Origin of the sequence: Micromonospora echinofusca, from assembly GCF_900091445.1 — a bacterium.
GTDB classification, from domain to species: Bacteria; Actinomycetota; Actinomycetes; order Mycobacteriales; family Micromonosporaceae; genus Micromonospora; species Micromonospora echinofusca.
This window is the reverse complement of sequence record NZ_LT607733.1, coordinates 247,891-272,836: the sequence shown is the minus strand read 5'-3', so window position 1 is coordinate 272,836 and position 24,946 is coordinate 247,891. Positions and strand designations below refer to the sequence as shown.

Genomic DNA, 24,946 nt, shown 5'->3' with positions numbered 1-24,946 from the left:
GGACACGGGCGGAAAGGTGATCAGCGCCTCAGCGCTGGAACTGCACGGGGCCGCTGTTGGCGGCCATCCGCTCCAGCCGGGCGACCCGCTCCTCCATCTTGGGGTGGGTGGAGAAGAGCGCCGCCACGCCGCCGCCCTTGAACGGGTTGGCGATCATCAGGTGGGCGGTGCTGGTGAGCTGCCCCTGGGCCGGCAGCGGCCGGCGCTGGGCACCCATGTGGATCTTCCGTAGGGCGCTCGCCAGGGCCAGCGGGTCCCGGGTGAGCTGGGCGCCGGAGGCGTCCGCCTGGAACTCCCGGCTGCGGCTGATCGCCAGCTGGATCACGGTGGCCGCGATCGGGCCCAGGATGATGGTGAGCAGCAGCACGGCCGGGTTCGGGGAGTCCTCGTCGTCGCCACCGCCCAGCGGGATGAACCAGGCGATGTTCGCCAGCATGGTGATGATGCCGGCCAGACCGGCCGCCACGCTGGAGATGAGGATGTCCCGGTTGTAGACGTGCGACAGCTCGTGCCCGATCACGCCGCGCAGCTCCCGGTAGTCGAGGATCTCCGTGATCCCCTGGGTGACGCAGACGGCCGCGTGCTGCGGGTTCCGCCCGGTGGCGAACGCGTTGGGCTGCGACGTCGGGCTCACGTACAGGCGGGGCATGGGCTGCCCGGCCTCGGTGGCCAGCTCGCGGACCATCCGGTACAGCTCGGGGAACTGTGCCTCGCTGACCGGTTGCGCCCGCATCGAGCGCAGCGCGAGCTTGTCGGAGTAGAAGTAGGTGACGCCGTTCATGAGCAGCGAGACGACGACGGCGATGACCAGGCCGCCACTGCCGCCGAACCAGTAGCCCACCGCCAGGATCAGCGACGTGAGCAGGCCGAGCAGCGCGGCGGTCTTCAGACGGTTGTGGTGCACGATCACTCCTTCGGTGCAGCACGGATCGCGCGGGATCCGCTGACCGGTCCAACAACCCGGTACCCGTCAACCATCCGTCTCATGGCTGAGAGTTGCCTGAGATGTCCGGAGTGCCCGTCGCGAGTGTCACACCGGAATTCGGGAAAGCGACCGCCTCGGTCTGTCCCCTGAGCCTGGACGCCCGACGCAACGATCGGCGGGCATTGTCGGTTCGCCGGAGGCGGCGCGCGGTCGGGGTGTCGGCGGGGGCGTGGCCTCCTGGTGCGCGATACCTGTCAGGCATCTAAATGCCTGACAGGTATCGCGACGACATTCCTTCCCCGCTCCCGACAAGGACCTCGACCCGCTCGGACGAACCCCTGTGCGACAGCCTTCTAGCTGTACTGCCCAGGGACGTTGTTTGAGGTCGTGTGACGACACGACGTAGATAGACGTGATGACGAAGGCCTCCGGTTGTGGAGTGGAGCTGTCTAGGAACCGCTCCGCCAACCAGGAGGCCTTCGTGTCCCACGCTAACGCCGCTTTGACTCCTCGTGCACGTCTTCGTTTGGCGCGTCTGATCGTGGACGAGGGCTGGCCGGTCGCTCGGGCGGCCGAGCGCTACGACGTGTCCTGGCCGACCGCGAAGCGGTGGGCCGTGCGGTATGCCGAGCATGGTGCGGCCGCGATGACGGACCGGTCGTCGCGCCCGCACCGCAGCCCTGCCAAGACTGGCCAGCCGTTGGTGCGCAAAATCGTGCACCTGCGCTGGAAACAGCGACTCGGACCAGTGCAGATCGCCGGCCAGCTGGCGATGCCGGCCTCGACCGTGCACGCCGTGCTGACCCGCTGCCGGATCAACCGCCTGTCCCACATCGACCGCGCCACCGGCGAGCCGATCCGCCGCTACGAACACGACCACCCCGGCGCGATGCTGCACGTCGACGTCAAGAAGTACGGCAGCATCCCCGACGGCGGCGGCTGGCGCTACGTCGGCCGAGCCCAAGGCGAGCGCCACCGCCAAGCCACCGCCCGACGCACCGGCGCCCGTAACACCCGCTACGCCCCCCGCATCGGCACGGCGTTCGTGCACACCGTCATCGACGACCACTCCCGCGTCGCCTACGCCGAGATCCACAACGACGAAACCGCCACCACCGCCATCGACGTACTCCGCAACGCTGTCGCCTGGTTCGCCGACCGCGGCGTCACCGTCGAACGCGTCCTAAGCGACAACGGCTCGGCCTACAAGTCACACGCCTGGCGCGACACCTGCCACCAACTCGGCATCACACCGAAAAAGACCCGCCCCTACCGGCCCCAAACCAACGGCAAGGTCGAACGGTTCCACCGCACCATGACCGACGGCTGGGCACTACGACGCTTCTACAACTCAGAGCACGCCCGCCGAGCAGCCCTACCCACATGGCTCCATCACTACAATCACCACCGACCCCACACCGCCACCGCAGGCAAACCGCCCATCACCAGGTTGACCAACCTCCCTGGGCAGTACATCTAGCGGGCCGCGAGGCCCAGCACGAGTTGCGGGGCGAAGCCCAGCACCAGGGCCACCGCCGTCGCCACGGCCAGCACCACCCCGACCGTCCGGGCCCGCACGGGGGCCACGGTGACCCGCTCGGCGGCCGGCGCGGCCCACAGGGTGGCGGTGAGGCGCAGGTAGTAGGCGAGGCCGATCACCGCGTTCACGGCCACCACCACGGCGAGCCAGCCCGCGCCCCCGTCCAGCAGCGAACGGACCACGGTCACCTTGGCGAAGAGGCCGGCCAGGCCCGGCGGCAGGCCGGCGAGCCCGACCAGCGCCAGCCCGAACGCCGCCGCCCGCCACGGGTGCCGCCGGGCCGCCCCGCGCAGGTCGTCGAGGGTGCCGCCGTCCGCGCCCGCCGGGCGCAGCGCCACCACGGCCGCGAAGGCCGCCAGCTCCAGCACCACGAAGAAGACGGCGTACGCGACGGCGGCCGCGTACGCGACGGTGCGGGCGTCGGCGGTGCGCCCGGCGGCCAGCGCCAGCGCGCCGAGCGGGGCGAGGATGTAGCCGGCCTGGGCGACCGAGGACCAGGCGAGCAGCCGGACCGTACGCCGCTGGCGCAGCGCCACCAGGTTGCCGACGGTCATCGTCAGCACCGCGAGCAGGGCGAGCACCGGGCCGGTCACGTCGGCCGGCAGCGCGTACTGCACGACGGCGAGCAGGGCCACCACGCCGCCCAGCTTCGAGGCGGTGGACAGGTACGCCGCCACCGGCAGCGGCGCGCCGTCGTAGGTGGTCGGCGCCCAGGCGTGGAACGGCACCGCCGCCACCTTGAACGCCAGCCCCAGCACCACCAGCGCCACGGCGGCGGTGGTGAGCGGCAGGTCCAGCAGGTCCGGCCGGTCGGCGAGGATCGCGCCGATCCGGCCCAGGTGCAGCCCGCCGGTGGCCGCGTAGAGCAGCGCCGCCCCGAGCAGCGTCAGCGTGGTGGCGACCACGCTCACCACGAAGAAGGTGACGGCCGCCTCGGCGCTGGCCAGGCTGTCGCGGCGCAACCCGACGAGGACGTACAGCGGGAGGGTGAGCGTCTCCAGCGCCACGATCAGGGTGATCAGGTCGCCGGCCGCGCCGAGCACCACGCCGCCCGTCATCGAGCAGGCGAGCAGGAAGCAGTACTCCCCCGTCGGCGACTGCCCCGCCCGCAGCAACGGGCCGGACAGGGCCAGCACGCCGAGGGTGAGCAGCGCGACGACGACGGCGACCAGGGCGGCCCGGCCGCCGAAGACGTACGAGCAGTCGGGGCCGACGCAGAACGTGCGCCGCTCACCCCCGGCGCCGACCAGGACCGCGCCCAGCGCCGTGGCCGCCGCACCGACGGCGGCCGTCGCCAGCGTGACCCGGCCCCGGGCCACCAGCAGGTCGGCCAGCAGCACCAGCACGGCCGTCCCGGCCGCCAGGTACGCCGGGAGCAGCGCCACGTTGTCGACGCTCTGCACCACGCTCATGCCGATATCCCGTCACGTCCGTACCGCCGGCCCGCCTCGCTCACCGCAGCACCTCCACCAGGGCGTCGACGGGTGCCTCCGCGACGCCGAGCACCAGGGTCGGGGCCAGGCCGACCGCGAGGGCGAGCAGCACGAGCGGCACCCACGCGACCAGCTCCACGCCGGCCAGGCCGGGGGTCAGCCGCCCGACCGCCGCGCTGGGCCGCCCGTGCGTCACCCGGCGCAGCAGCCGCAGCAGGTACGCGGCGGTGAGCGCCCCGCCGATCGCCGCCAGCACGCCCAGGGTGGTCCACAGCGCCCCGCCGACCTCGACGGCGGCGACCACGGCGAACGCCTCGCCCCAGAAGCCGGCCAGCCCCGGCAGGCCGAGCGAGGCGACGGCGGCGAAGCCGAGCAGCCCGGCGAGCCGGGGTGCGGTCTCCCGCAGCCCGGAGAGTTCGTCCAGCGCCCCGGTGTGCGTACGGTCCTTGACCGCCCCGGCGAGGAAGAAGAGCAGGCCGGTGATCACCCCGTGCGCGACGTTGCCGATCAGGGCCGCCTGGATGCCGGTGGTGGTGAGCGTGGCGACCCCGAGCAGCACGAAGCCCATGTGCCCGACGCTGGAGTACGCGATCAGCCGCTTCAGCTCCCGCTGCGCGAGGCAGACCAGCGACCCGACCAGGATCGCCGCCACGGCCAGCACGCCGAGCACCGGGGCGGCCCAGCGGGCGCCCTCCGGGGCCACCCCGACCGCGATCCGGATCAGCCCGTACGTGCCCATCTTGAGCAGCACCCCGGCGAGGACCACGCTGCCGACGGTGGGTGCCTGGGTGTGCGCGTCGGGCAGCCAGGAGTGCAGCGGCCACAGCGGGCTCTTCACCGCGAAGGCCAGCGCGAGCAGCGTGAACGCCGCGAGCTGGGTGCCCCGGGACAGCCCCGTCCCGCCGGTGAGCGCCACGATGTCGGCCGTGCCGGCGGCGGACACCACCACGTAGACGCCGACCAGCAGGAGCACCGAGCCGAACAGCGTGTAGAGGGCGAACTTCGCCGCCGCCCGCCGCCGGTCCGCGCCGCCCCAGCCGGCGATGATCGCGTACATCGGGAGCAGGACGACCTCGAAGAAGACGAAGAAGAGCACGAGGTCGAGGGCGAGGAAGGTGCCGAGGATGCCGACCTCGACGACCAGCAGCAGTGCCACCAGGGCCCGCCCGCTGCCGCCGTCGGGGACCTTCCACAGGGTGTAGACGCAGCACAGCAGCGTGAGCAGCGCGGTCAGCACCACCAGCGGCCAGGAGATGCCGTCCACGCCGAGGTGGAAGCGCAGGTCGAGGCCCGGCACCCAGGGCAGGTCCAGCCGGTGCCACGGGCGCACGGCGGGGGTGCCGGCCGCGTAGGTGGTCCAGGAGCGGTCGCCGAGGAAGAGCAGCGCGGCGGCCACCAGGGTCAGCCCCGCGACGGCCGTGCCGAGCGCCCGGGCCGCCCGGTCCCGGGGCGTCGCCGCCACCGCGAGCGCGCCCAGCGCCGGCAGCGCCAGCACCGCCACCAGCAGGAACTCCCCCATGGTCATGCGGAGACTCCGATCACGACGGCCGCCAGGCCGATCAGCAGCGCCCCGGCCAGCACGCCGACCGCGGCACGCGGCAGCGCCGCGCGGTGCAGCGCCGCCAGGCCGCCGCCGAGGCCGAGCGCGGCCCGGCCGCTGCCCTCGACCGCGCCGTCCACCACCACCTCGTCGGCCGTACGCGCCGCGCGGGCCAGCGCCTTCGTGGGGCGTACGACCAGGGCGCGCTGGACGTCGTCGAGCTGGAACGCGGCGGCGAAGACCGGCCGCAGCGGGCCCAGCGCGGTCGCCGGGTCGGCGGCCGGGTCCCGCCGCCAGCGCAGCCAGGCGAGCCCCGCCCCGACGACCAGCAGCGCCAGCGGCAGCAGCAGCTCCGGGCCGACGTGGATCAGGAGATGCTCGCCGGCCGGCACACCGGCGGTGTGCGTGAGCAGCAGCCGGCGCGCAAAGGCCCAGTCGAAGCCGGCGAGGCCGAGCAGGGCGGCCGGCGCGGCGAGCAGCAGCACCGGCCAGCGCATGACCGCGGGCGGGTCGTGCGGGTGTGCCAGCGGCATCCGCGTCTCACCGAAGAAGGTACGCAGGAGCAGCCGGGTGGCGTACCAGGCGGTGACCGCGACGCCGACGAGCCCGGCCAGCCAGACCAGCCAGCCCACCCAGGCCGGGGCCGGGCCGGTGCCGTGCAGGGCGGCCTCCTGGGCGACGGTGAGCACGCCGTCCTTGCTCCAGAAGCCCGACAGCGGCGGCACCCCGGCGAGTGCCCCGAGGCCGATCACCGTGCACCAGAAGGTGACCGGCATGCTGCGGCGCAGCCCGCCCATGCGGGACATCAGCGTGGTGCCGACGGCGTGGATGACCGCGCCGGCGGCGAGGAACAGCAGCGCCTTGAACGCGGCGTGGGTGAGCAGGTGGAACAGCGCGGCCGGGGTGGAGCCGACCGCCAGCGCGCCCGTCATGTAGCCGATCTGGGAGACCGTCGACCAGGCCAGTACGCGCTTGAGGTCGTCCTGGGCGGTGGCGGCGAACGCGCCGAGCAGCAGGGTCACCGAGGCCATGACGCCGAGCACGGCCAACGCGGTCGGCGTCACCTCGAACAGCGGGTAGAGCCGGGTGACGGCGTACACGCCGGCGGCGACCATCGTGGCGGCGTGGATCAGCGCCGAGATCGGCGTCGGGCCGGCCATCGCGTCCGGCAGCCAGGTGTGCAGCGGGAACTGGGCGCTCTTGCCGGCCACCCCGGCGAGCAGCAGCAGGCAGGCGGCGGTCAGCGTGCCGGTGGCGTGGTCGTGGGCGAGCACGTCGGCGATCCGGAAGCTGCCGGCCGAGACGCCGAGCAGCGCGATGCCGAGCAGGAAGCCGACGTCGCCGACCCGGGTCACCAGGAACGCCTTCATGGCGGCGGCCGGCGCCTCGGGCAGCCGGCGGTCGTGGGCGATGAGCAGGTAGGAGCAGATGCCCATCACCTCCCAGCCGACCAGCAGCAGGATCAGGTCGCCGGCGACCACCACCAACAGCATGGCGGCGGTGAAGAGGCTGATCTGCGCCGCGTACGGCGGGTAGCGGTGGTCGGTGTCGACGTCGTCGTGCGGGCCCCGGCGCAGGTAGCCGATCGAGTAGACCTGCACGGCCAGCGCCACCGCGGCCACCGCGACGGCGACCAGCGCGGCGGCGCCGTCCAGCCGCACCCCGAGGCTGACCGTCAGCCCGCCCAGGTCCACCCAGGTCGTGGACGCCTCGGCGGGCCGGTCGAGGGTGACCAGCAGGGCGACGGCGAGCGCCAGCGCACCGGTCGCCCCCGCCACGCCGAGCGCGATCGCCACCCGCCGCGCCCGGTCGCCGGCGGCCTGGTCGCCCGTCCGGGTCTGGTCGGCGGCGCGCGGCGCCGGCGGCAGCAGCAGGCCGAGCAGGCCCGCCACCAGCGGTACGGCCGGCAGCAGCGCGCCGAGCAGCGTGGTCGTGCTCACCGCTCCCCCTCCGGGCGCTCGGCCAGCGGCACCTCGTCGACGGCGACGGTGGCCCGCAGCCGGTAGAGCTGGAGCACGATGGCCAGGCCGACCCCGATCTCGGCGGCGGCCAGCACGATCACGAAGAGCGCGAAGACCTGCCCGCCGTGCGGCAGTTGCGCGCGCACGGTGGTGTCGGCGGTGACCAGGATCAGGTTGACCGCGTTGAGCATCAGCTCGACGGCCATCAGCACCAGCACCGCGTTGCGCCGGCGCAGCACGCCGTAGACGCCGAGGCCGAACAGCAGGGCGGCGGTGACGTACGGGATGACGGGCCTCACCGCGACCGCCCGTTGTCGTCGCCCGGACGTCCGCCGCCGACCGCCGTGCCGGAACCCCCGGGGCCCGGCCCGCCGGTGCGGGACCGGGCGGTGCCCGGCTCCCCGGCCTTCGGCCGGCCGATGTCGGGGCGGGAGATCACGATGGCGCCGACCAGGGCGGCCAGCAGCAGCACCGAGAGCACCTCGAAGGGCAGCACCCAGCTGCGGAAGATCGCCTCGCCCAGGCGTTCCGCGGTGCCCGCCTCGGGCAGCTCCACGGCCGTCCAGCGGTAGGCGTCGACCAGCAGGGCGGCCAGCCCGAGCCCGGCGCCGCCGCCGACCAGCGCCGCCGCCCAGCCGGGCCGGTCCAGGTCGTCGGAGGCCCCGATCGGGGCGCGGGTGAGCATCACCGCGAAGAGCAGCAGCACCACGACCGCGCCGACGTAGATCAGCACCTGCACCCACGCCACCAGCTCGGCGGTGAGCACCAGGTACATCCCGGCCAGCGCGCCGAGGCAGAGCACCAGGTAGAGGCCGGCCCGGACCAGGTGGCGGGTGGCCACCACCAGCACCCCCGAACCGACCGCCAGCGCGCCGAGGGCGAGCAGCAGCACGTCAGCACCCGTCATGCGCCGGCCTCGGGCTCGGGGCGTACGGCCGGGGCGGCGGGACGGGCGGCGGGCGCGGCCGGGACCGCGGCCTTGCGCGCGGCGGCGGTCTCCTCCTTCGCCGGCTCGCCGTTGGGGTCGTGCGCGGGCGGCGGCGGCACGGTGCCCATCCACTGCCCGAGGTGCTCCTTGTCGTGCAGCAGGTCCTTGATGTCGTACTCGGAGTACTCGAACTCCGGCGACCAGTAGAGGGCGTCGAAGGGGCAGACCTCCACGCAGATGCCGCAGTACATGCAGAGCGAGAAGTCGATGTCGAACTTGTCGAGCACGTTGCGCTGGCGGGGGCGGGCGGCGCCGGGCACCGCCACCTCCTCCTTGTGCGAGTCGATGTAGATGCACCAGTCCGGACACTCCCGGGCGCACAGCATGCAGACCGTGCAGTTCTCCTCCAGCAGCGCGATCACCCCGCGCGAGCGGGGCGGCAGCTCGGGGGCGACGTCCGGGTACTGCTGGGTGGTCGAGCGGCGCGTCATCGTCTTCAACGTGACCGCGAGCCCCTTCACCAGGCCCGCGCCCGGCAGGCCCCGGTCTCCGCCGGCGCCGCCCGGCTCGCTGCGCTCGCTGCGGTCGGTCATGCCGACCATCCTGCCCTGTGGCCGCGGCGCGCGCGACCACCACCCGGGGTCTGCCGGCGGTACGGTGGGGCGGGGAGAACGACGCACCGGAAAGGGCTCGCCATGACCGCCGCGCTGCACGACGACTATCCGCCGCCGGGCAAGTGGACGGCCGACGACCTCGACCGCCTGCCCGACGACGGCCGCCGCCACGAGCTCCTGGACGGAAACCTCATCATGTCGCCCTCCCCCACGCGACTCCACCAGTCGATCGCACTGATGCTCGGTGCGGCTCTTCAGGAAAGCTGCCCCGCCGACCTCGACGTCACGCAGGGCGTCGAGGTGCGGCTCTCCCGCACCCGGGCGTTCATCCCCGACGTGCTGGTCACGGAGCTGGACGCGGCCTCGCGCAACCCGTCGCACTACCGGCCCCACGAGGTGATGCTGGTGGTCGAGATCGTCTCCGAGGGGTCGCGGAGCATCGACCGGGTGCTCAAGCCCGCGCTCTACGCCGAGGCCGACATCCCCTACTTCTGGCGGATCGAGACCGAGTCCGGGAGCGTCGTGCACGCCCACAAGCTCGACCCGGCCAAGCGCGTCTACGTCGAGCAGGCCCGGATGACCGACGGCATCCTCGTCCCGGAGCCGTGGGAGATCGACATCCCGCTGAGCAGGATCACGCCCCGGTCCCGCTGATCCCGCCGGGCGCGGGCGGGAGCATCTCCACACCCAACTGCTGGAGGAGCTGGAACAGCTCGTTGCAGCTCCACACGTCGACGATCCGGCCCGCGTCGTCGAAGCGCAGGAAGCTCGCCCCCGAATAGCTGACCACCTGCCCGGTCGGCGGCACCGGCCCGAACGGCCCGGCCTGGGTGCCCGCCGCCCGCCAGTGCACCGCCACCCGGTCCCCGGCGGCCACCACGTCCACGAGCTTGTAGCGCAGGTCCGGGAAGGCGGCGCGGCGTTCCCGGTGCCACGCCAGCGTCGCCTCCGGGCCGGCCCCGCCCAGCCCCGGGCACTCCGGCGACACCAGCTCGTACGCGGACTCCTCCCGCGCGCCGTTCCACACGTCGGCGATGAAGCGCCGGGCCGCCGTCTCCACATCGATCATCGCGGCAGCCTAACCGCCAGCCGGCCCGGCCCCCGCCGGCCGCGGCCCGCCACCGTCGGACGGCGCGACGGCCCAGGTCGGCACTCGGCGCGCCTGAGGGCGGCGCAGCCGCCATGATGGGACGAGCGACGGGCGACGGCGGAGGGGTGGGGCATGGGCGGCACGACCGAGGGCGGCACGACGGCTGACGCGGGAGGCACCGCCACCAGCGGCGACGAGGTGCTGATGCGCACCGGCGGCAGGTACGTCGAGCCGGGCGGCGAGTTCACCCGCGACCAGCGCTACATCGCCACCCGGATCACGGCCGACGCCCGCGACGGCTGGCCGGTGGAGCCCGGCCGGTACCGGCTGGCGGTCAGCCGCGCCTGCCCCTGGGCGAACCGGCTGATCATCGTACGGCGGCTGCTCGGGCTGGAGGACGCGATCTCGATGGCGGTGGCCGGCCCCACCCACGACAAGCGGAGCTGGACGTTCGACCTCGACCCGGGCGGGCGCGACCCGGTGCTCGGCGTCGAGCGGTTGGCCGAGGCGTACTTCGCCCGCTTTCCCGGCTACGAGCGGGGCATCACCGTGCCGGCGATCGTGGACGTGCCGACCGGGCAGGTGGTCACCAACGACTTCGGGCCGATGAGCCTCGACCTCTCCACCCAGTGGACGGCGTACCACCGGGAGGGAGCGCCCGACCTCTACCCGGAGCGGCTGCGCGACGAGATCGACGAGGTGAGCGCGGCGCTGTTCCGGGACGTCAACAACGGCGTCTACCGGTGCGGCTTCGCCGGCGACCAGGCGGCGTACGAGAAGGCGTACCACCGGCTCTTCGACCGGCTCGACTGGCTGGGCGAGCGGCTGGCCGGGCAGCGCTACCTGGTTGGGGACACCATCACCGAGGCGGACATCCGGCTGTTCACCACCCTGGTCCGCTTCGACCCGGTCTACCACGGCCACTTCAAGTGCAACCGGAGCAAGCTGGCCGAGATGCCGGTGCTCTGGGCGTACGCCCGGGACCTGTTCCAGACGCCGGGCTTCGGCGACACGATCGACTTCGACCACATCAAGCGGCACTACTACGAGGTGCACCGCGACATCAATCCGACCGGGGTGGTGCCGCTCGGCCCCGACCTGGCGAACTGGCTCACTCCGCACGGCCGGGAGGCCCTCGGTGGCCGCCCCTTCGGCGACGGCACCCCGCCCCCGCCGCCCCCGCCCGCCGAGCGCGTCGACCCCGCCCACACGCCGCTGCCCTGACGGCGCGTCCTAGAGCGCGACGCGGACGGCGGCCGTGAGGACGAGCTGCCCCAGGGAGACGGGGACCAGGACGAGCCAGCAGAGGCGCTGGAGCTGGTCCTCGCGCAGCCGGGGGTAGGAGACCCGGATCCAGATGATCAGGAACGAGACGGCGAAGACCTTCAGCAGGGTCCACAGCCAGCCGAGCTGCGCGTCGGCGAACGGGCCCTGCCAGCCGCCGAGGAAGAGCACGGTGGTGAGGGCGGCGATCACCACGATGCCGACGTACTCGGCGAGCAGGAAGAACGCGAACCGCAGGCCCGTGTACTCCGTCATGTAGCCGAAGACCAGCTCCGAGTCGGCGACCGGCATGTCGAACGGCGGGCGGCGGATCTCCGCGAGCCCGGCGAGGAAGAAGACGACCATGGCGGGGGCCTGCCAGAGCAGCCACCACGGCTGCCATGCCTCGACGATGCCGGAGAGGCTGAGCGTGCCGGCCGCCATCGCCACCGAGGCGGCGGCCAGCACCAGCGGCAGCTCGTAGCCGAGCAGCTGCGCCGCCCCGCGCAGGCCGCCGAGGAGGCTGTACTTGTTGGCCGACGCCCAGGCCGACATCAGCACCGCCACGACGCCCACGCCCACGACGGCCAGCACGAAGAACAGGCCGATGTCCAGCGGCTGCCCGACCAGGTCGTCCGGGCCGAGCGGGATCACCAGCAGGACCAGCAGGTAGGGCACGAGCGCGACCGCCGGGGCGAGCCGGAACACCGCCCGGTCCGCCTCGCGGGGCGTGACGTCCTCCTTCTGCACGAACTTCACGCCGTCGGCGACCAGCTGGGCCCAGCCGTGGAAGCCGCCCGCGTACATCGGGCCGAGCCGGCCCTGCATGTGCGCCATCACCTTGTGCTCGGCCTGCCCAACCAGCAGCGGCAGGGTGAGGAAGGCGACGAGCACGCCCCCCACGCGGATGACCAGCTCCAGCCACAGTGGCATCAGGGCGTACCTCCGTCGTCGCCGGACCGCTCCGACGCGGCCGGGCCGTCGGTGGTGGGGGCGGGCCGGGCGGTACGGGGTGGACGGGCCCCCGGGGCCGGCCGGGCGGGCCGCTCCCGGGCCGGCCGGGCCGGGGTGCCGCCGCGCGGCCCCTCCCCGACCCCGCCCGCGCCGGCCGGCGTCGGCGTCGTACCCCACTCCCCCGGCGCGGGCACGCCCGGCGGGCGGATCGGCCGGCGCCCGCCGCCGGCCTCGGACTCGCCCGGTTCCTTGGCGCCCGGCCACGGCTTCGCCACCCGGGAGGCGAGCACGAACTCCTTGCGCAGCGGGTGCCCCTCGAACTCGGGCGGCAGCAGCAGCGGCGCCAGCCCGCCGTGGCCGGGAAAGTCGATGCCGAACATCTCGTGCGTCTCCCGCTCGTGCCACGCGGCACCCGGGTAGACGTCGACCACCGAGGCGACGGCCGGGGACTCCCGGGGCACCCGGGTACGCAGCAGGAGGCCGTGCCGGCGGGTGGTGGACCAGAGGTGCGCCACCACGTCGAAGCCTTCGGCGAGCTCGTCGACCGCGGAGAGCCAGTCGAAGTAGTCGCAGGCCAACTCGGCGTCGTCGCGGGCGGCGCGGAGCGCGTCCGGCCAGTTCACCGGCGGTACGTCGACGGTGGCGCGGGCGTGCGCCTGGCCACCGGAGACCGAGGGGGTCACCTCGACGGGCGCGAGCAGCGCGACCATCCGCTGGCCGACCTCTTCCGGAGTCATGCCGCTGATCCTAGGTCCTCCCCCGCACCCCCCACCCAACCGAACGCCCCACCCACCTCCCTTCCCCCGCGCCCCGGGCGGGGCGGGGAGGCGCGGGGCACGGGGCGAACCCGGGGTGGGGATGTGAGGCTTTGGCGGCGGGGGGACGGGCGACGAGGAAGGATGGGGGCGTGCGCGCTGTGACTGTCAACCCGGGGGTCGCCGACTCACTGCGGCTGGTCGAGGACCATCCGGAACCGCTGCCCGAGGAGGGCGCGATCCTGGTCGAGGCGCTGGCGGTGGGGATCTGCGGCACCGACCACGAGATCATCGCCGGCCAGTACGGCGAGGCGCCGCCCGGCGCGGACCGGCTGGTGCTGGGGCACGAGTCGCTGGGCCGGGTGCTGGAGGACCCGTCGGGCACCCTGCAACCCGGCGACCTGGTGGCGGGCGTCGTCCGGCACCCCGACCCGGTGCCCTGCCCGAACTGCGCGGTCGACGAGTGGGACATGTGCCGCAACGGCCAGTTCACCGAGCACGGCATCAAGGCCCTGCCCGGCTTCGCCCGGGACCGCTGGCGGCTGCAACCCCGCTTCGCCGTGGGGCTGGACCCGTCCCTCGCCCCGGTCGGCATGCTGCTGGAACCGACCAGCGTGGTGGCGAAGGCGTGGGAGCACATCGAGCGCATCGGTGCCCGCGCCGAGTGGCAGCCGCGCAGCGTACTGGTCACCGGGGCCGGGCCGATCGGCCTCCTGGCCGCGCTGCTGGCCACGCAGCGCGGGCTCGCCGTGCACGTGCTGGACCGCAACACCACCGGGCCGAAGCCGGGTCTGGTACGCGCGCTCGGGGCGAGCTACCACACCGAGTCCGTCTGCGAGCTGGACTTCGAGCCGGACGTGGTGCTGGAGTGCACCGGGGCGCCGGTCGTCGTCCTCGACGTGATGTACAAGATCGCGCCGACCGGCATCGTCTGCCTGACCGGCGTCTCCAGCGGCGGGCGGACCATCGACCTCGACGCCGGGGCGCTCAACCGCTCCCTGGTGCTGGAGAACAACGTGGTCTTCGGCTCGGTGAACGCCAACCGCCGGCACTGGGACCTCGCCGCCGCCGCGCTGGCCCGTGCCGACCCGTCCTGGCTCGACGCGCTGATCACCCGCCGGGTGCCCGTGGAGGGGTACGCCGAGGCGTACACCCCCGAGCCGGACGACATCAAGGTGGTGCTGGAGTTCGGCTCCTGACCCCCGTTCAGAGGCCGGGCAGCCGGCCGTTGCGGAACAGGTCGACGAAGAGCTGGTGGTCCTGTCGGGCGCGGACGCCGTACGCGTGGGCGAAGTCGACCAGGTGGGCCACGAAGCCCGCCTCGTCGGCGTCCACGGCCGCCACGATCGCCTCCTCGGTGGAGTAGTCGACCAGGTCGTGGCTGGACTCGTCGTCGGCCACCGAGTGCATCCGGGCGACCGCCCGGCCCAGGTCGGCCAGCACCCCGGCCAGCTCCTCCGGCTCGTTCACGTCGGACCAGTCGAGGTCGGCCGCGTACGGGGAGACCTCGGCGACGAGCTGGCCGGCCCCGTCCAGCTCGGTGAAGCCCAGCCACGGGTCGGCGTGCGCCTGGAGTGCGCGCTGCGACTCGGCGGTGCGGTGCCCCTGGTGCTGGAAGTAGCCCGCGACCGACTCGTCGGCGATGTGTCGGGCCACCGCCGGCACCTGGGCCTGCTTCATGTAGATGACGACGTCGTTCTCCAGCGCCTGGGTGTGCCCCTCCAGCAGCAGGTTGTACGACGGCAGCCCGGCCGAGCCGATGCCCACGCCCTTGCGCAGCACCACGTCCTTGATGTGCGTGGCCACCGGACGGGACTGGGCGGAGGAGGTGGGCAGCGTGCCGAGGTAGTCCTCGAACGCGGCGCAGACCCGCTCCCGGGTCTCGGCGTCGATCTCGAAGACGCCGTCGCCCAGCGAGAACCGGCGCTCGTAGTTGTCGATGGTGGTCTGCGTGGCGAGCAGGTCGACCCGGGTGCTGAGCCGCGCCTGCTGGAGCACCCGGCGCAGCACGCCGTCGGCGTTGTCCAGGGTGATCGAGCCGATCGCGTCGTCGCCACCGGCGGCGATGGCCCGCAGCTCGGTCAGGTACGACTGCGCGAAGCCGGTGACCAGGTCGCTGATCGCCCGGTCGGAGAGCGCCTTGGCGTAGCCGAGCAGCGCCACGCTGGCCGCGAGCCGCTTCAGGTCCCAGCTGAACGGCCCCACGTACGCCTCGTCGAAGTCGTTGACGTTGAACACGAGCTGCCCGGAGGCGTTCATGTACGTGCCGAAGTTCTCCGCGTGCAGGTCGCCGTGGATCCACACCCGGCTGGTGCGGTCGTCGAGGAACCGGTCGTCGGCGAAGTCGCCGACCTGGTCGGCGTAGAAGAGCGAGGCGCTGCCCCGGTAGAAGGCGAACGGCGACGCGGCCATCTTGCGGAACTTGCGCCGGAAGGCGGCCGGGTCGAGAGCCATCGACGCGCCGAACTCCTCGGTGAGTACGTCGACGATGTGGGCGGAACGCTGGTCGGCGGAGTGGTTCATGGTGCGCAGGCTAACCCCCGGTCGCCACTCTTCCGCTCGACCGGCCGGACCCTCGCCGCCCCGGCGCGGTCTCGTTGCAAACGTTTGCATGTGCGCATTCGTCGATCGTTTGGCACAGTCGTCGCGTCCCAGCTCAGGAGGATGCGATGACGATGCTGGAAAACCCCGTCCCGCCGACCGAGACCGTCGTGCCGTTGCTGCCCTGCGTCGATCCCGACGCGACGCTGGCCTTCTGGCGTGCGTTGGGCTTCGCCGTGACCTACGAGCAGAAGAAGCCCTACCTGTCCCTGGCGTTCCGGTGGAGCGGGTTCGAGCTGCAATACAAGGCCGCGTCCGGCAACGTGGATGCGGCGCTGGAGGACACCGGCGGATGCCTCGTGATGGTCGACGACGTCGCGCCCTACCACGCCGCGTTCACCGAGGCCATGCGCCGCGCGTACGGCAGGGTGCTCGACAAGGGGCTGCCCCGGATGACCCGGTACCGGCCGGGCGCCTCCCGGTTCACCGTCCTGGACCCGTCCGGAAACTCGATCGTCTTCATTCGGCGGGACGAGCCGACGGAGCTGGAGTACGGCGGTTCCAAGCGGCTCGAAGGGCTGGCCCGGGTCCTGGACAACGCGCGGATCCTGCGGGAGTTCAAGACCGATGACCGCGCCGCGTTCCGGGCGCTGAACTCGGGGCTGCGCCGCCATGGCGACGGCGCGTCGGTCGTGCAGCAGGCGACTGCGCTCGCCATGCTCGTCGAGCTGTGCACGGCCCTCGACGAGCCGGAACGGGTGGCGGAGTTCGGGGCCCGGCTCCGGCAGCTCGCCCTGACCGGGCAGGAGCGTCGTGAGGTCGAATCCGCCGTCGCCGACCCCGCCCTGCTCACGTCGTGGCTGCCGACGGGGACCTGACGCCTCGACCCGATGGTGGCCCGCCGAACTGTGCGTACCGTCGATCAAGAGGTTTCGGTGCGGTTCGATCTCCACGCCGCGACCAAACCTCTTGATCACCTCGGCTGGCGCGGAGTGGGTGGGTCGTTCAGTCGGCCGGGGGCCGTACCGGGGGCGCGGTGAGGGACTCCACCGGGCGGGGCGCGGCGTCGACCGGCGCGGCGAGCGCGTCGGGCCGGGGCACGCCGCCGATGCCGGACTGCTCGGCGGCGATCTTCTCCTGGAGACGCAGGATGCCGTGCAGCAGCGCCTCGGGCCGGGGCGGGCAGCCGGGCACGTAGACGTCGACCGGGATGAGCTGGTCGACGCCCTTGGTCACCGAGTACGAGTCCCAGTAGGGGCCGCCGCAGTTGGAGCACGCACCGAACGAGATGACGTACTTCGGCTCGGGCATCTGGTCGTAGAGCCGCTTGATCGCGGGGGCCATCTTGTCGGTGACCGTCCCGGAGACGACCATGAGGTCGGCCTGCCGGGGCCCGTGCGCGAACGGGATCACGCCCAGCCGCATGAAGTCGTGCCGGCCCATGCTGGTGGCGATGAACTCGATCGCGCAGCAGGCCAGGCCGAAGTTGAAGACCCAGAGCGAGTAGCGGCGGCCCCAGTTCAGCACGAACCGGATCGGCTCACCGAGCACTCCCGGCACCTGCACGACCGCCCCCTTCCCGAGCACCGCCCCAAGTCAACCACAGCCCGCGGCGGCACCGGTCGACCCGTCGGCGGCCGCGGGTCGCCGTCGGATCCACGACCGCGCCGGCCGCAACCGGCCGGAGCCCGGTGGAGTGTTACCGCCGCCAGACAGCCACGGTGGCTCGAACGGGGAGGGACAGTGACAGTGACGATGGGAGCCCGCGCCAACGAACCACCCCCGACGGTCGACGCGCGGGCCGCCGAGGGCGGGACGCCGATCACCTTCGACGACTTCTACCACGCGCACTTCCGGGGTGTCACCGCGCAACTCTGCGCGTACACCGGCGACCTGGGCCAGGCCCAGGACCTGGCCCAGGAGGCGTTCTGCCGGGCGCTCGCCCGGTGGGACCGGCTGGCCCGTTACGACGACCCGGTGGCCTGGATCCGGCGGGTGGCCTGGAACCTCGCGCGCAGCCGGTGGCGTCGGCTGCGTACCGCCCGCGGCCACCTGCTGCGACAGCGGCGGGTGGAGACGCAGGTCGCGGGACCTACGCCGGACCGGGTGGACATCGAGAGGGCACTCGCGGCGCTGCCGGCGAACCACCGGCGGGCCGTCGTCCTGCACTACCTGGCCGACATGTCCGTCGCCCAGATCGCGGCGCAGGAGGGGGTCGCGGAGGGCACGGTCAAGTCGTGGCTGCACCGGGGCCGCGCCGCCCTGGCCACCCTGCTCGACGAGAACCCGGAGGGAGTCGGCCATGCCTGAGCAGGACCCGCTGCGGGCGCGCTTCGCCGCGTACCGCGGAGATCTGACGGACCGGATCGACGGTCCGGGTCCGGACGCGGCCCGGCGCACGCTGCGGCGTCGCCGCCGCGCCACCGTCGCGACCGGGGCCCTCGCCGTCACGCTGGTGGTGGCCCCGATCGCCGCCGTCGCGGCGCTGCGGGACGCCGCGCCCCCGGGGCCGCCAGCGGCCACACCGACGGCCGGCCCGACGTGGTCCCCGTCGCCCGAACCCTCTCCCGACGCGTCGCGGTCACCGTCGGCACCGACCGCGCCGGACGGCCGGATCACCGGACGGCAGCTACGCGCCGTCGCACTCGACCTGCCGGCGTGGGCCGGCCGGAGCTGCGCCGACACCACGCGGGTCACCCTGCTTCCCGCCGCCACGACGGAGGTGGACCGGCCGTACCTGATCAGCGTCACGCACGGCGACGTCGACGCCGACGGCGCCACCGAGACGCTGGCCCTGCTCGGCTGCCGCATCGGCGAGGCGTCGGCGAAGCAGGTGGTCGCCTTCGACCGGGACGCCGCCGGGCGGATCGTCACGCTGGGCCGGGTGGCCCGGACGCACGAGAAGGGCGACGGCGGCTTCGAGGACGTCCGTGCCGTCGCCGTGGCCGGTGGGAAGGTCCGCATCCAGGTCGCCGACATCCAGCCCTGTTGCAGCATCCCGGCGTACTGGGCGCGACAGCAGTGGCGGACGTACGGCTGGGACGGCGAGCGGTTCACCCAGACCGCCGGGCCGACCACCTGGGGCCGGGACTCCCGCCTCACCGACCTGGCGATCTCCGCCGGGCCACTCGTCCTCGAGCCGGCGGACCAGCTCGGCCGGCGGCGGGGCACGGTGACGGTGACCGTGACCAACCGGGGTTCCGTCGACGCGGACCGTGTCGCCTTCCACGAGCTGGAGCGCGTCGGCACGCCCGACGGCGGCGACTGGGACCGGTGCGAGTCGGCCCGGGGAAGGTCGGACTGGCCGCCGTGCCTGACCGACGGGGTGCCGGCCGGGGAGCGCCGGAGCTGGACCTTCCGTTTCCGCGTCGAGCCGGAGGGTCCGGGGGCGGACGTGTCGGCCCGGGTGGTCCACCACAGCGCCGACCACCGCTACTGGCCGGACCTGGCACCCGGGGACAACCAGATCGACCTGCGGGTGGACGGATGATCCGGCGGCGGCGTCCACCCGGCGCGGTGGACGCCGCCGCCGCTCACCAGGTGGGGCGTTGCAGCAGGCCGACGAACTCCACCAGCAGCCGTTCCCGTAGCGCCGGCGGCGCGGCGTCGAGCAGGGTGTTCACCACCGCCATCCGCCCGGGCGGCGGCGCGGCGGTCCTGGCGCTGGCGCCGTCGCCGTCGCCGGCAAAGTCGGCGGGGGCGGCGGGGCCTGCGGCCTCTTCGGCACCGGCGGAGTCGGCGGCGGTGGGTGCGGGGCCGGTCAGGCCCAGTCCGGCGGCCAGGCCGGCGACCAGGTCGGGGGTGAGCGCGTCAGGGGTCAGCGTGGTCGCGAGGGCCAGCAGCTCGGCGGGGAGCGCCACCGGCCCGGCGGCCCGGGTGGCGGCCACGGCGGCGGCGAGGTCCGGGCCGAACTCGGCCACCCGCGGCGCCACCGCGGCCGTCACCGTCAGGTGCACGCTCGGCGGCAGATCGGCGTACGACAGCTGGGGCTGGGTGTGCCAGCCGCGGGCGGCCAGCTCGTCGACCAGCACGAAGAGGTCGAGACCCGCGTCGGTGGCGGTGAAGCAGACCACGGTCGACTCCGGCTCGGCCATCAGCCGCAGCCCGTCGGCCGCGCGCACGGCGTCGGCCAGGCCGGCGACGGCGTCCCGGGTGGCCGCCGCGAGCCGTAGGTACCCGTCGTCGCCGAGGTGCCGCAGGGTGGCGTACGCGGCGGCGATCGGCCCGCCGGAGCGGGTGGAGGCGATGACCGGGTTCACCATCGTGTAGCCGGGCCAGTCCGCGTACGCGAAGTACTGCGGGGCGCGCAGCGCCGCGTCGCGGTGCAGCAGCACGGACACGCCCTTTGGGGCGTACGCGTACTTGTGCAGGTCCACGGAGATCGAGGTGACCCCCGCGACGGCGAAGTCGAACGGCGGTACGTCCACCCCGAGCCGGCGCAGATACGGCAGGGTCCAGCCGCCGAAGCAGGCGTCGACGTGGCAGCGCACCCCGGCCGTGGCGGCGGCCCCGGCGATCTCGGCGACGGGGTCGACGACGCCGTGCGCGTACGAGGGGGCGGAGCAGGCCACCAGCACCGTGTCGGGGCCGATGGCGGCTGCCACGTCGGCGGCGGCCGGCCGCAGCGTCGACGCCGACACGGGCACCGTGTCCACGGCGACCCGCAGGTAGTGCGCCGCCTTGGCGAACGCGGCGTGCGCGCTGGCCGGCACCACGATCCGGGGCGCGGCGATCTCCGGGTGGGCGTCGCGGGCGGCCTTCACGGCCAGGATCAGCGACTCGGTGCCGCCGCTGGTGACGCTGCCGACGACGTCCGGTGCGGCGCTGCCGGGGCCGCCGCCGAGCAGCCGCGCGGCCGCACCGACCAGCGCGTTCTCCATCGCCAGCAGCGACGGAAAGGCGGTCGGGTCGAGCCCGTTGACGTGGGCGCTGCCGGCGTACGCGGCGGCGGCCAGCTCGTCCAGGCCGGGCACCGCCGGGTCGTAGACGTAGGCGAACAGCCGTCCCCCGTGCGTGGGCCGGTCGGCGGCGCGCAGCGCCCGTACCTCCGCCAACACGCGCTCGGCGGGCAGGCCGTTCCCGGGCAGCGCCCGCCGGTCAGCTTCGTCGTCGATCATGGAGTTGCGGTGCCCTTTCCATGCGGGTCAGCGGCTTTCGTCCCCCACCACAACCGCATGATCGGCCGGGTGGGTGTGGGGGGTCGGGTCGGGCTCGGCGGCCAGGCGGGCCGAGGTCAGGTCGTAGGGGCGGAGGAAGAGGACCGCCAGGCCCACCAGGAGGGCGGGGAGGACCGTGAAGCCGATCAGGATGCCCAGTCGGGCGGTGTCGGACTGGGTGGCCGCCGTGCCGGTGTCGGAGGAGACGTAGCCGGTGAGCTGGAGCACCAGGCCGAAGATGCCCGGCCCGAGGGCCAGCCCGAAGGTCTCGCCGGCCGTCCAGACCCCCGTGAAGACGCCGGCCTGCCGCCGGCCGGTACGCGCCGTGTCGTACGCGATGCAGTCCGGGAGCATGGCGAGGGCGAACACCTGCTGCCCGGCGTAGCCGACGCCGATCAGCGCCACCAGCGGGTAGACCGCGAGGGCGGGCAGCACCGGGGCGGCGACCAGGGCCAGCGCGCCCGCCGCGAAGATCAGCGACGCCGCGACCAGGGCGGCGAGCTTGCCGACCCGCGCGCCGACCCGGGTCCAGAGCGGCATCACCAGCAGCGCCGGCGCGACGAAGCAGGCGAACAGGATGGTCGGCCCGCCCCCGGGGTCGCGCAGGATCTGCTCGGCGAAGTAGTTGACCCCGGCGAGGACGGTGGCGACCCCGGCGGACTGCACCACGAAGCAGACCAGCAGCGCCCGGAACGGCCGGTTGCCGGCGACGACGGCGAGCTGGGCGCGCAGCGTCGGCTCGCTCTCCGCCACCGTGCCACCGGGGGCGGACCGGGTGCCGAGGAACGCGCCGACCGCGCCGAGCACGATCAGCCCGGCGACGAAGAGGCCCATCCAGCGGTGCCCGGGCAGGCCTCCGCCGCCGGCGTCGCGCACCAGCGGGGCCACCGCGCCGGAGACCAGGATGGCCAGCGCCAGCACCGCGATCCGCCAGCTCATCAGGCGGGTACGTTCGGCGTAGTCGTCGGTCAGCTCCGCCGGCATCGCCACGTACGGAACCTGGAAGAAGGCGAACGCGGTGGCCGTGGCGAGGAAGGCGACCGCCACGTACGCCCCGGCGGCCGGCCCGGCACCGAACGGCGCGGCGAAGATGGCGGCGAAGAGCACGCCGAGGGCGAGCCCGGCGACCAGCAGGTACGGCCGGCGGGCGCCCCAGCGCGAGCGGGTGCGGTCGGAAATCCGGCCGGCGACCGGGTTGACCAGCACGTCCCACGCCTTCGGCAGGAGCACCAGCAGGGCGGCCGCGCCCGCCGCGACGCCGAGGGTGTCGGTCAGGTACGGCAGCAGGAGCAGGCCGGGCACGGTGCCGAACGCGCCGGTGGCCAGCGATCCGAGTGCGTAACCGGCGTGCACCCGGCGCGGCAGCGCGCCAGCGACCGGACCTGCTCCACCCGACGGCGCGTCCATGGCGCCGAATGTTACTCACGTTATGGCACGGGTCACATCCCCTCCTCGGGGGACCAGCTCGCCGTCATGTCCACCCCGGTGCCGCGCAGCGGCGTGCCCTCGGCGCGCAGCCGCTCCCGCGCCTCCCGCTCGTGCCCGGGCGGCAGGCGGCCGGCCGAGTTCACGACCCGGTACCAGGGCACGCCCCCGCCGTGCCGGGCCATGATCGAACCGACCAGCCGCGCCGACGCCCGCCCCGAGCGTTCCGCCAGCGCGTCGGCGACCGCCCCGTACGACATCACCCGGCCGGGCGGGATCCGCTCGACGAGCTCCAGCACCGCCTCGACGTACTCGTCAGGTCTCACGACCGGCCACGATATGAGAAGGCGCCGGAGTCCGCCGGGACCGACCACGCAGAATGGGCGGGTGCGCGACATGGTCACGGCGGCCCGGCGGGTCGTCGTCAAGATCGGATCCTCCTCGTTGACCACCGCCGAGGGCGGGCTGGACGACGGGCGGGTCGACGCGCTCGTCGGCACCCTGGGCGCGCTCGCCGCCGAGGGCCGGGAGGTCGTGCTGGTCAGCTCCGGCGCGATCGCCGCCGGCCTCGCGCCGCTGGGGCTGTCCCGGCGCCCGCGCGACCTGGCCACCCAGCAGGCCGCCGCCAGCGTCGGGCAGGGCCTGCTGATCGGCCGGTACGCGACCGCCTTCGCCCGGCACGGGCTGACCGTCGGACAGGTCCTGCTCACCGTCGACGACGTGACCCGGCGGGCGCACTACCGCAACGCGTACCGCACCCTGCGCAAACTGCTCGACCTGCGGGCGGTGCCGATCGTCAACGAGAACGACACGGTCGCCACCGAGGAGATCCGGTTCGGCGACAACGACCGGCTGGCCGCCCTCGTCGCCGCTCTCGTCCACGCCGACCTGCTGGTGCTCCTCTCCGACGTGGACGCCCTCTGGACCGGCGATCCCGCCCGTCCGGGCTCCAGCCGGATCAGCGAGGTGCACGACGAGCGGGACCTGACCGGGGTCGCCATCGGCGGCGCCGGCCGGGCCGGCGTGGGCACCGGCGGCATGGTGACGAAGGTGGAGGCGGCCCGGATCGCCACCGGGTTCGGCATCCCGGTGGTGCTGACCGCCGCGCCGCTGGCCGCCCCGGCGCTGGCCGGCGAGCCCGTCGGCACCCTGTTCCACCCCAGCCGCCGGCGCCCGACCGCCCGGCTCTTCTGGCTCGCCCACGCCACCTCGCCCCGGGGCCGGCTGCACCTCGACCCGGGCGCGGTAGCGGCGGTGGTGGGCCGGCGCAAGTCGCTGCTGCCCGCCGGCATCACGGCCGTAGACGGGGCGTTCACCGCCGGCGACCCGGTCGACCTGGTGGACGCCGAGGGAGCGCCGGTAGCCCGGGGACTGGTCAACTACGACGCGGTCGAGCTGCCGGGGCTGCTCGGCCGCTCCACCACGGAACTCGCCGCGGCGCTCGGCCCGGCGTACGAACGGGAGGTCGTCCACCGCGACGACCTCGTGCTGTTGTGAGGAGTGCGCGATGAGCGTGAGCGAGCAGGCCCGGCGGGCGCGTACGGCGGCGGAGGCGCTGGCCGTCGCCACGCGTACGACGAAGGACGCCGCGCTGACGGCGATGGCCGACGCGCTGGTGGCGCGTACGCCGGAGATCCTGGCCGCGAACTCGGCGGACCTGGCGGCCGGGCGCGAGGCCGGGCTGAGCGCGGCCGTGCTGGACCGGCTCGCCCTCGGCGCGGGGCGGGTGGCGGGCATCGCCGACGCACTGCGGCAGATGGCGGCGCTGCCGGACCCGGTGGGCGAGGTGGTCCGGGGCTCGACCCTGCCCAACGGGCTGGAGCTGCGCCAGATCCGGGTGCCGTTCGGCGTGGTGGGCATCATCTACGAGGCCCGCCCGAACGTGACCGTCGACGCCGCCGGCATCTGCCTGAAGTCGGGCAACGCGGCGCTGCTGCGCGGCTCGTCGTCGGCGGCCAACTCCAACGCCGCCCTGGTCGCCGTGCTGCGCGACGCGGTGGGCGACGCCGGCCTGCCGGCGGACGCGGTGCAGCTGCTCGACGCCAGCAGCCGCGACTCGGTCAAGGAGCTGATGCGCGCCCGGGGCCTGGTCGACGTGCTGATCCCGCGCGGCGGCGTGTCCCTGATCCGCACGGTGGTCGAGGAGTCGACCGTGCCGGTCATCGAGACCGGCGTCGGCAACTGCCACGTCTACGTGGACGCCGCCGCCGACCTCGCCAAGGCCGTCGCGATCGCGCTCAACGCGAAGACCCAGCGGCTGTCCACCTGCAACACCGCCGAGTCGCTGCTCGTGCACGCGGCCGTCGCCGACGCCTTCCTGCCGCCGATGCTGGCCGCCTTCGTCGAGGCCGGCGTCACCGTGCACGGCGACGAGCGGGTCGCCGCCCACTCGGCCGCCGTACGGCCGGCCACCGACGAGGACTTCGCCACCGAGTACCTCTCGGCCGACATCGCGGTCGCCGTCGTCGACTCGCTCGACGCGGCGGTCGCGCACATCCGGCGGTACGGCACCGGGCACACCGAGGCGATCGTCACCGACTCGACCACCGCCGCCCGGGAGTTCGTGGCCCGGGTGGACGCGGCGGCCGTGATGGTCAACGCCTCGACCAGGTTCACCGACGGGGGTGAGTTCGGCTTCGGCGCCGAGATCGGCATCTCCACGCAGAAGCTGCACGCGCGCGGGCCGATGGGCCTGCCCGAGCTGACCTCCACCAAGTACGTGGTCACCGGCGACGGCCACCTGCGCAGCTGACCGCCGCCGGCTCCGGGGTCCCCGCCCGGGTGCGGGCGACCGCTAGTCTGGGTCGGGTTCGGCACGGCT

Annotated in this window: 24 protein-coding genes; 9 read left to right on the top strand and 15 right to left on the bottom strand. The window is 74.1% G+C overall.

Annotated features, from left to right (window positions below; all coding sequences use genetic code 11):
* Positions 1-28: 28 nt before the first annotated feature.
* Positions 29-904 carry a zinc metalloprotease HtpX gene (gene htpX, locus GA0070610_RS01315; RefSeq protein WP_089003197.1) on the bottom strand — a complete coding sequence of 292 codons (876 nt, stop codon included), beginning with the start codon at positions 902-904 and terminating at the stop codon, positions 29-31.
* Between the two features lie 502 nt (positions 905-1,406).
* Between htpX and GA0070610_RS01310 the strand changes: the two genes are divergently transcribed.
* On the top strand, positions 1,407-2,405 hold the full coding sequence (locus tag GA0070610_RS01310; protein WP_157747286.1) for an IS481 family transposase: 999 nt from the start codon (positions 1,407-1,409) through the stop codon (positions 2,403-2,405).
* On the opposite strand, the gene GA0070610_RS01305 is transcribed toward GA0070610_RS01310, so the two are convergent.
* The 6 genes from GA0070610_RS01305 to GA0070610_RS01280 are packed head-to-tail and all read right to left on the bottom strand — an operon-like array spanning position 2,402 to position 8,929.
* Positions 2,402-3,877, bottom strand: coding sequence for an NADH-quinone oxidoreductase subunit N (locus GA0070610_RS01305; protein WP_088998329.1), 1,476 nt, complete (start codon positions 3,875-3,877; stop codon positions 2,402-2,404). The two genes, GA0070610_RS01310 and GA0070610_RS01305, sit on opposite strands and share 4 nt — an antisense overlap.
* Before the next feature lie 40 nt (positions 3,878-3,917).
* The gene (locus tag GA0070610_RS01300) at positions 3,918-5,423 is read right to left on the bottom strand and encodes a complex I subunit 4 family protein (RefSeq protein ID WP_088998328.1); all 1,506 of its coding nucleotides are present in this window, start codon (positions 5,421-5,423) and stop codon (positions 3,918-3,920) included.
* Positions 5,420-7,378, bottom strand: coding sequence for an NADH-quinone oxidoreductase subunit 5 family protein (locus GA0070610_RS01295; RefSeq protein WP_088998327.1), 1,959 nt, complete (start codon positions 7,376-7,378; stop codon positions 5,420-5,422). The genes GA0070610_RS01300 and GA0070610_RS01295 overlap by 4 nt, the downstream gene beginning before the upstream one ends.
* A complete protein-coding gene (gene nuoK / locus GA0070610_RS01290; protein ID WP_088998326.1) occupies positions 7,375-7,698 on the bottom strand; it encodes an NADH-quinone oxidoreductase subunit NuoK in 324 nt (107 codons plus the stop codon). The genes GA0070610_RS01295 and nuoK overlap by 4 nt, the downstream gene beginning before the upstream one ends.
* The gene (locus tag GA0070610_RS01285; protein WP_088998325.1) at positions 7,695-8,306 is read right to left on the bottom strand and encodes an NADH-quinone oxidoreductase subunit J family protein; all 612 of its coding nucleotides are present in this window, start codon (positions 8,304-8,306) and stop codon (positions 7,695-7,697) included. The genes nuoK and GA0070610_RS01285 overlap by 4 nt, the downstream gene beginning before the upstream one ends.
* Complete coding sequence (locus tag GA0070610_RS01280) at positions 8,303-8,929, bottom strand: NuoI/complex I 23 kDa subunit family protein (protein WP_088998324.1); 627 nt, start codon at positions 8,927-8,929, stop codon at positions 8,303-8,305. Before GA0070610_RS01280 ends, GA0070610_RS01285 begins: the two co-directional genes overlap by 4 nt.
* A gap of 93 nt (positions 8,930-9,022) precedes the next feature.
* Between GA0070610_RS01280 and GA0070610_RS01275 the strand changes: the two genes are divergently transcribed.
* Positions 9,023-9,595 (top strand): Uma2 family endonuclease, encoded by a 573-nt coding sequence (locus tag GA0070610_RS01275; RefSeq protein WP_088998323.1) that lies wholly within the window; start codon positions 9,023-9,025, stop codon positions 9,593-9,595.
* On the opposite strand, the gene GA0070610_RS01270 is transcribed toward GA0070610_RS01275, so the two are convergent.
* Complete coding sequence (locus GA0070610_RS01270; RefSeq protein ID WP_088998322.1) at positions 9,576-10,010, bottom strand: ester cyclase; 435 nt, start codon at positions 10,008-10,010, stop codon at positions 9,576-9,578. The two genes, GA0070610_RS01275 and GA0070610_RS01270, sit on opposite strands and share 20 nt — an antisense overlap.
* A gap of 153 nt (positions 10,011-10,163) precedes the next feature.
* Here GA0070610_RS01270 and GA0070610_RS01265 point away from each other — a divergent pair, with 153 nt between their 5' ends.
* Positions 10,164-11,255 (top strand): glutathione S-transferase family protein, encoded by a 1,092-nt coding sequence (locus tag GA0070610_RS01265; RefSeq protein ID WP_088998321.1) that lies wholly within the window; start codon positions 10,164-10,166, stop codon positions 11,253-11,255.
* A gap of 9 nt (positions 11,256-11,264) precedes the next feature.
* Here the strand turns inward: GA0070610_RS01265 and GA0070610_RS01260 are convergent, their stop codons facing one another.
* Together GA0070610_RS01260 and GA0070610_RS01255 are read right to left on the bottom strand one after the other, a co-directional pair.
* Positions 11,265-12,227, bottom strand: a complete 963-nt coding sequence (locus GA0070610_RS01260; RefSeq protein WP_088998320.1) for a complex I subunit 1/NuoH family protein — start codon at positions 12,225-12,227, stop codon at positions 11,265-11,267.
* A complete protein-coding gene (locus GA0070610_RS01255) occupies positions 12,227-12,985 on the bottom strand; it encodes an NADH-quinone oxidoreductase subunit C (RefSeq protein WP_088998319.1) in 759 nt (252 codons plus the stop codon). Before GA0070610_RS01255 ends, GA0070610_RS01260 begins: the two co-directional genes overlap by 1 nt.
* Before the next feature lie 170 nt (positions 12,986-13,155).
* Between GA0070610_RS01255 and GA0070610_RS01250 the strand changes: the two genes are divergently transcribed.
* Entirely contained in the window at positions 13,156-14,202 is a 1,047-nt protein-coding gene (locus GA0070610_RS01250) for a glucose 1-dehydrogenase (protein WP_088998318.1), read from the top strand.
* Between the two features lie 7 nt (positions 14,203-14,209).
* Here GA0070610_RS01250 and GA0070610_RS01245 read toward each other — a convergent pair whose 3' ends face one another.
* Positions 14,210-15,526 carry a DUF2252 domain-containing protein gene (locus GA0070610_RS01245; RefSeq protein ID WP_088998317.1) on the bottom strand — a complete coding sequence of 439 codons (1,317 nt, stop codon included), beginning with the start codon at positions 15,524-15,526 and terminating at the stop codon, positions 14,210-14,212.
* Positions 15,527-15,672: 146 nt separating this feature from the next.
* Here GA0070610_RS01245 and GA0070610_RS01240 point away from each other — a divergent pair, with 146 nt between their 5' ends.
* Positions 15,673-16,422, top strand: a complete 750-nt coding sequence (locus GA0070610_RS01240) for a VOC family protein (RefSeq protein WP_088998316.1) — start codon at positions 15,673-15,675, stop codon at positions 16,420-16,422.
* 127 nt (positions 16,423-16,549) lie between these two features.
* Here the strand turns inward: GA0070610_RS01240 and GA0070610_RS01235 are convergent, their stop codons facing one another.
* Positions 16,550-17,110, bottom strand: a complete 561-nt coding sequence (locus GA0070610_RS01235; RefSeq protein ID WP_089003196.1) for an NADH-quinone oxidoreductase subunit B — start codon at positions 17,108-17,110, stop codon at positions 16,550-16,552.
* A gap of 189 nt (positions 17,111-17,299) precedes the next feature.
* Between GA0070610_RS01235 and GA0070610_RS01230 the strand changes: the two genes are divergently transcribed.
* Together GA0070610_RS01230 and GA0070610_RS01225 are read left to right on the top strand one after the other, a co-directional pair.
* Entirely contained in the window at positions 17,300-17,854 is a 555-nt protein-coding gene (locus tag GA0070610_RS01230) for a SigE family RNA polymerase sigma factor (protein ID WP_088998315.1), read from the top strand.
* Positions 17,847-19,034, top strand: coding sequence for a hypothetical protein (locus GA0070610_RS01225; RefSeq protein ID WP_088998314.1), 1,188 nt, complete (start codon positions 17,847-17,849; stop codon positions 19,032-19,034). Before GA0070610_RS01230 ends, GA0070610_RS01225 begins: the two co-directional genes overlap by 8 nt.
* Before the next feature lie 43 nt (positions 19,035-19,077).
* Here GA0070610_RS01225 and GA0070610_RS01220 read toward each other — a convergent pair whose 3' ends face one another.
* From GA0070610_RS01220 to GA0070610_RS01210, 3 genes are read right to left on the bottom strand one after another with little or no spacing between them, the layout of a single operon-like run.
* Entirely contained in the window at positions 19,078-20,661 is a 1,584-nt protein-coding gene (locus GA0070610_RS01220; protein ID WP_088998313.1) for a pyridoxal phosphate-dependent decarboxylase family protein, read from the bottom strand.
* Positions 20,662-20,688: 27 nt separating this feature from the next.
* On the bottom strand, positions 20,689-22,107 hold the full coding sequence (locus GA0070610_RS01215; protein ID WP_088998312.1) for an MFS transporter: 1,419 nt from the start codon (positions 22,105-22,107) through the stop codon (positions 20,689-20,691).
* A 32-nt stretch (positions 22,108-22,139) separates the two neighbouring features.
* Positions 22,140-22,451, bottom strand: coding sequence for an MGMT family protein (locus GA0070610_RS01210; protein WP_088998311.1), 312 nt, complete (start codon positions 22,449-22,451; stop codon positions 22,140-22,142).
* A 61-nt stretch (positions 22,452-22,512) separates the two neighbouring features.
* On the opposite strand from GA0070610_RS01210, the gene proB reads away from it, so the two are divergent.
* Both proB and GA0070610_RS01200 read left to right on the top strand, forming a co-directional pair.
* Positions 22,513-23,622: a glutamate 5-kinase gene (gene proB, locus GA0070610_RS01205; protein WP_172896337.1), complete on the top strand. Its 1,110-nt coding sequence runs from the start codon at positions 22,513-22,515 to the stop codon at positions 23,620-23,622.
* Between the two features lie 10 nt (positions 23,623-23,632).
* On the top strand, positions 23,633-24,877 hold the full coding sequence (locus tag GA0070610_RS01200; protein ID WP_088998309.1) for a glutamate-5-semialdehyde dehydrogenase: 1,245 nt from the start codon (positions 23,633-23,635) through the stop codon (positions 24,875-24,877).
* Positions 24,878-24,946: the final 69 nt, after the last annotated feature.

Bases quoted from the DNA above. Each gene is read 5' to 3' on its own strand.
- GA0070610_RS01305 (WP_088998329.1), bottom strand. From the start codon at position 3,877: ATGAGCGTGGTGCAGAGCGTCGACAACGTGGCGCTGCTCCCGGCGTAC.
- GA0070610_RS01300 (WP_088998328.1), bottom strand. From the start codon at position 5,423: ATGACCATGGGGGAGTTCCTGCTGGTGGCGGTGCTGGCGCTGCCGGCG.
- GA0070610_RS01285 (WP_088998325.1), bottom strand. From the start codon at position 8,306: ATGACGGGTGCTGACGTGCTGCTGCTCGCCCTCGGCGCGCTGGCGGTC.
- GA0070610_RS01280 (WP_088998324.1), bottom strand. From the start codon at position 8,929: ATGGTCGGCATGACCGACCGCAGCGAGCGCAGCGAGCCGGGCGGCGCC.
- GA0070610_RS01275 (WP_088998323.1), top strand. From the start codon at position 9,023: ATGACCGCCGCGCTGCACGACGACTATCCGCCGCCGGGCAAGTGGACG.
- GA0070610_RS01270 (WP_088998322.1), bottom strand. From the start codon at position 10,010: ATGATCGATGTGGAGACGGCGGCCCGGCGCTTCATCGCCGACGTGTGG.
- GA0070610_RS01265 (WP_088998321.1), top strand. From the start codon at position 10,164: ATGGGCGGCACGACCGAGGGCGGCACGACGGCTGACGCGGGAGGCACC.
- GA0070610_RS01260 (WP_088998320.1), bottom strand. From the start codon at position 12,227: ATGCCACTGTGGCTGGAGCTGGTCATCCGCGTGGGGGGCGTGCTCGTC.
- GA0070610_RS01255 (WP_088998319.1), bottom strand. From the start codon at position 12,985: ATGACTCCGGAAGAGGTCGGCCAGCGGATGGTCGCGCTGCTCGCGCCC.
- GA0070610_RS01245 (WP_088998317.1), bottom strand. From the start codon at position 15,526: ATGAACCACTCCGCCGACCAGCGTTCCGCCCACATCGTCGACGTACTC.
- GA0070610_RS01240 (WP_088998316.1), top strand. From the start codon at position 15,673: ATGACGATGCTGGAAAACCCCGTCCCGCCGACCGAGACCGTCGTGCCG.
- GA0070610_RS01230 (WP_088998315.1), top strand. From the start codon at position 17,300: ATGGGAGCCCGCGCCAACGAACCACCCCCGACGGTCGACGCGCGGGCC.
- GA0070610_RS01225 (WP_088998314.1), top strand. From the start codon at position 17,847: ATGCCTGAGCAGGACCCGCTGCGGGCGCGCTTCGCCGCGTACCGCGGA.
- GA0070610_RS01220 (WP_088998313.1), bottom strand. From the start codon at position 20,661: ATGATCGACGACGAAGCTGACCGGCGGGCGCTGCCCGGGAACGGCCTG.
- GA0070610_RS01215 (WP_088998312.1), bottom strand. From the start codon at position 22,107: ATGGACGCGCCGTCGGGTGGAGCAGGTCCGGTCGCTGGCGCGCTGCCG.
- GA0070610_RS01200 (WP_088998309.1), top strand. From the start codon at position 23,633: ATGAGCGTGAGCGAGCAGGCCCGGCGGGCGCGTACGGCGGCGGAGGCG.